General features: G+C 54.5%; 5 protein-coding genes and 1 pseudogene. All 6 read left to right on the plus strand.

Annotated elements, in window-relative coordinates; all coding sequences use genetic code 11:
- A partial coding sequence (locus JZY04_RS20740) for a DUF4141 domain-containing protein (protein ID WP_220577458.1) occupies positions 1-523 on the plus strand: 523 nt, incomplete at its 5' end.
- A 3-nt stretch (positions 524-526) separates the two neighbouring features.
- On the plus strand, positions 527-1,570 hold the full coding sequence (gene traJ / locus JZY04_RS20745; protein ID WP_220577459.1) for a conjugative transposon protein TraJ: 1,044 nt from the start codon (positions 527-529) through the stop codon (positions 1,568-1,570).
- 31 nt (positions 1,571-1,601) lie between these two features.
- A complete protein-coding gene (gene traK, locus JZY04_RS20750) occupies positions 1,602-2,225 on the plus strand; it encodes a conjugative transposon protein TraK (protein WP_004308925.1) in 624 nt (207 codons plus the stop codon).
- Positions 2,226-2,230: 5 nt separating this feature from the next.
- A complete protein-coding gene (locus tag JZY04_RS20755) occupies positions 2,231-2,539 on the plus strand; it encodes a TraL conjugative transposon family protein (RefSeq protein ID WP_032567516.1) in 309 nt (102 codons plus the stop codon).
- Positions 2,520-3,944 carry a conjugative transposon protein TraM gene (gene traM, locus JZY04_RS20760; RefSeq protein WP_117678604.1) on the plus strand — a complete coding sequence of 475 codons (1,425 nt, stop codon included), beginning with the start codon at positions 2,520-2,522 and terminating at the stop codon, positions 3,942-3,944. The genes JZY04_RS20755 and traM overlap by 20 nt, the downstream gene beginning before the upstream one ends.
- A gap of 54 nt (positions 3,945-3,998) precedes the next feature.
- A pseudogene (locus tag JZY04_RS20765) lies at positions 3,999-4,403 on the plus strand (DUF4138 domain-containing protein); the annotation flags it as partial.
- Between the last annotated feature and the right edge of the window lie 66 nt (positions 4,404-4,469).

Consider the following 4,469-nt stretch of genomic DNA (forward strand, 5'->3'; position numbering starts at 1 on the left):
GAACACCTCGAAGAACGTGGTACACACTTCCACGACCGCCCAGAATATGATAAAAAATTTTCAAGAGACGGTGAAGATTTACGAGCAGGGCAAGAAGTATTACGACGCGCTCAAATCCGTGAACAATCTGGTAAAGGACGCCCGGAAGGTGCAGCAGACCATCCTGATGGTGGGTGACATCACCGACACCTATGTGACCAGCTTCCAGAAGATGATGCGTGACGACAACTTCACGGTGGAGGAACTGGGAGCCATCGCCTTTGGCTACACCAAGCTGTTGGAGGAATCCAACGACGTGCTGACGGAACTGAAGAACGTGGTGAACATCACCACGCTCTCCATGACGGACAAGGAGCGCATGGATGTGGTGGAACGCTGTTACTCCAAGATGAAGCGTTACCGCAACCTCGTGAGCTACTACACCAACAAGAACATCAGCGTGAGCTACCTGCGGGCAAAAAAGAAGAACGACCTCGACCGCATCATGGGGCTGTACGGGAACATGAACGAAAGATACTGGTAGCCTATGAATTTCGACAACCTTCACCAGATTCTGCGCTCGCTCTATGAGCAGATGATGCCGCTATGCGGGGACATGGCGGGTGTGGCGAAAGGCATTGCCGGGCTGGGCGCGCTGTTCTACGTCGCCTACCGGGTGTGGCAGTCGCTGGCGAGAGCCGAACCGATAGACGTGTTCCCTATGCTCCGCCCCTTTGCGATAGGCTTGTGCATCATGTTCTTTCCGACGGTGGTATTAGGTACGATAAACAGCATCATGTCGCCCGTCGTGCAGGGTACGGCAAAGATGCTGGAGGCGGAAACGCTGGACATGAACCGATACCGTGAGCAGAAGGATAAACTGGAATACGAGGCGATGATGCGTAATCCCGAAACCGCCTACCTCGTGTCGAACGAGGAGTTTGACAAACAGTTGGAGGAACTGGGCTGGTCGCCCGGCGACATGGTGACGATGGCGGGGATGTATATCGAGCGCGGGATGTACAACATGAAGAAGGGCATCCGCGACTTCTTCCGCGAGATATTGGAACTGATGTTCCAAGCCGCCGCACTCGTGATAGACACCATCCGCACGTTCTTCCTCGTGGTGCTGGCGATACTCGGTCCGATAGCCTTCGCCATATCGGTATGGGACGGCTTCCAAAGCACGCTCACGCAATGGATATGCCGCTACATACAGGTCTATCTGTGGCTGCCCGTGTCGGATATGTTCAGCACCATACTGGCGAAAATCCAAGTGCTGATGCTGCAAAGCGACATCGAACGGATGCAGGCTGACCCGAACTTTTCGCTGGATTCGAGCGACGGGGTGTATATCGTCTTCATGATAATCGGCATCATCGGTTACTTCACCATCCCGACGGTGGCAGGCTGGATTATCCAAGCCGGAGGCATGGGAAGCTACGGTCGCAACGTGAACCAGACGGCAGGACGAGCCGGAAGCATGGCGGGCAGCGTGGCGGGTGCAGCCGCAGGAAACGNCATGGCGGGCAGCGTGGCGGGTGCAGCCGCAGGAAACGTGGTCGGACGTGCCGGGAAACTGCTGAAATAATCAACTGACAATTAAAAACGAATAAACAACAATGGAATTTAAGTCACTCAAAAACATCGAATCATCGTTCAGGCAGATACGCCTGTTCGGTATCGTCTTCCTCTCGCTGTGCGCCGTGATAACGGTATGGAGCGTGTGGAGTTCCTACCGCTTCGCTGAGCGACAACGGGAAAAGATTTACGTGCTGGACAACGGCAAGTCGCTGATGCTGGCTCTCTCGCAGGACTTGTCGCAGAACCGTCCGGCGGAGGCAAGGGAACACGTGCGCCGCTTCCACGAGCTGTTCTTCACGCTCTCGCCCGAAAAGAGCGCGATAGAGCATAATGTGAAACGCGCCCTGCTATTAGCGGACAAAAGCGTGTACAACTACTATTCGGACTTCGCCGAGAAGGGGTACTACAACCGTATCATCGCCGGGAATATCAACCAAGTGCTGAAGGTGGACAGCGTGGTATGCGATTTCAACGGCTATCCCTACCGTGCCGTGACCTACGCCACGCAGAAGATCATCAGACAAAGCAACGTCACCGAGCGCAGCCTCGTGACGACGTGCCGCCTCTTGAACTCGTCCCGTTCGGACGACAATCCCAACGGTTTCACCATCGAGGGATTCACCATCATCGAGAACAAGGATTTACAAACCATCAAAAGGTAACGGACATGAAGAAAATCAGGAAATCATTTTGGCGTGCGTACTGGAAACTCCACGACAAAAAGAAAATGCTGGTGGCAAGGCTCAAAGGCTATCTGGACGGTTTGCCTCCGAAGACACGCAAACGCATCGTGCTGACGATGCTCGCCGCCTTCACGGTGCTTGCCCTCTACACCTTCGGAAAAGCCGTCTATGACATCGGCAGGAATGACGGCAGCCGTATGGTGACAGACCATGCCGGACAAGTGGAACTGTCCGTAAAGCCGGACAACAATCATAATGTAATACCTTATTTATATGGAACAGACGAAGAATGAACCTAAAAACGAGAACAAGGCGGCTCCCGACAACGGGAAACCGAAGAACCAACGCCAAGCCGAGAGCCATCAAGCCTGCTTGAATGGCCAAGGCGCGAAGGAGGAAGGCAAAGCCAAGGAGCGCAAGCCGCTGACCGAAGCCCAAAGGCTGAAACGTCAGAAAATGATAGTGTTGCCCGCTATGGTGCTGGTATTCATCGGGGCGATGTGGCTGATATTCGCCCCGTCTTCCGACAAGGAGCAGCAACCGGGGACGGGAGGTTACAACATCGAAATGCCCGACGCGGACAAGACGAACCGCCAGATCATCGGCGACAAGGCGAAAGCCTACGAGCAGGGGGCGATGGAAGAACGGCAGGAGAACCGCAGCCGTGCCATGCAGGAACTGGGCGATATGTTCGACCGCGAGGTGGCGGAAACGGACGGCGGCAGGGACTTCGACCTTGCTAATCCCGGAAATGCGGAAGAAGCAACATCAACATCATCCGCTCCGAAAACCATCCAATCATCCGCAGCCGCCTACCGCGACCTCAATGCCACGCTCGGCAACTTCTACGAGCAGCCGAAGAACGACAACGCGGAAATGGATGAACTGTTGGAGCGCATCGCCTCGCTGGAATCGAAACTGGAGAGCGAGAAAGACAAGGCGTCCGCTATGGATGACCAAGTGGCACTCATGGAGAAGTCTTACGAGTTGGCGGCGAAGTACATGGGCGGACAGAACGGCACACAGCCACCTGTCGGACAGGCGGCTGAGCCTTACCCCGTGCAGAAAGCCGGAAAGAACACGGCTGCACCTGTCAGGCAGGTGACGCATCAGGTGGTATCCTCGCTCTCACAGCCGATGAGCAACGCCGAGTTTGTCGCCTCATTCTCGCAGGAGCGTAACCGCAGTTTCAATACGGCGGTGGGCGTCACGACCGTATCAGACAAGAACACCATATCGGCGTGTGTCTATGGGGCGCAGAGCGTGACCGACGGGCAAGCTGTCAAACTCCGGCTGCTGGAGCCGATGGAGGTAGCGGACAAAATCATCCCCCGCAATGCGGTGGTGGTAGGCACAGCAAAGATTCAGGGCGAACGGCTTGACATAGGAATCACGTCGTTGGAATATGACGGCACTATCATTCCGGTGGAGCTGGCGGTGTATGACACGGACGGGCAACCCGGTATCTTTATTCCCAACTCGATGGAAATGAATGCCGTCAGGGAGGTTGCCGCCAACATGGGCGGCTCGCTGGGCAGCAGCATCAATATCTCCACCAACGCAGGGGCGCAGCTTGCCTCCGATTTGGGCAAGGGGCTGATACAAGGCACAAGCCAGTATATCGCCAAGAAGATGCGTACCGTCAAGGTGCATCTGAAAGCCGGGTATAAGGTAATGCTCTATCAGGACAGGAATTGAAAACAGAAAAAGTAACAACAATCCAATTTTTATTTACCACTAAAATCCAAAGTAATGAGAAAAGTAATCATCATGTTTGCCCTCGCTATGGGCATCGTAACTGCCAACGCGCAGGAGAACGTAACCGTTGGAAAGGACAACGGAAGTGAACAACCGACCTTGACAAAGGAGGTCTATCCGCAGAAGGAGGCGGACGGCGACCTGTATCACGGGCTGACAAAGAAGCTGACCTTTGACCGCATGGTCCCTCCGCACGGCTTGGAAGTGACCTACGACAAGACCGTCCACGTCATTTTCCCCTCGGAGGTTCGTTACGTCGATTTAGGTTCGCCCGACCTGATTGCGGGCAAAGCCGACGGAGCGGAGAACGTCATCCGCGTGAAGGCTACCGTGAGGAACTTCCCGAACGAAACCAATATGTCCGTGATAACAGAGGACGGGAGTTTCTATACCTTCAGTGCGCCCATAATAGGGGCTTGATAATAATCACTTTGGCAAGTGATTAGGTTAGTATTCCAATTTATA

The organism is Bacteroides sp. 11BF, from assembly GCF_019633765.1.
Classification (GTDB): domain Bacteria; phylum Bacteroidota; class Bacteroidia; order Bacteroidales; family Bacteroidaceae; genus Bacteroides; species Bacteroides hominis.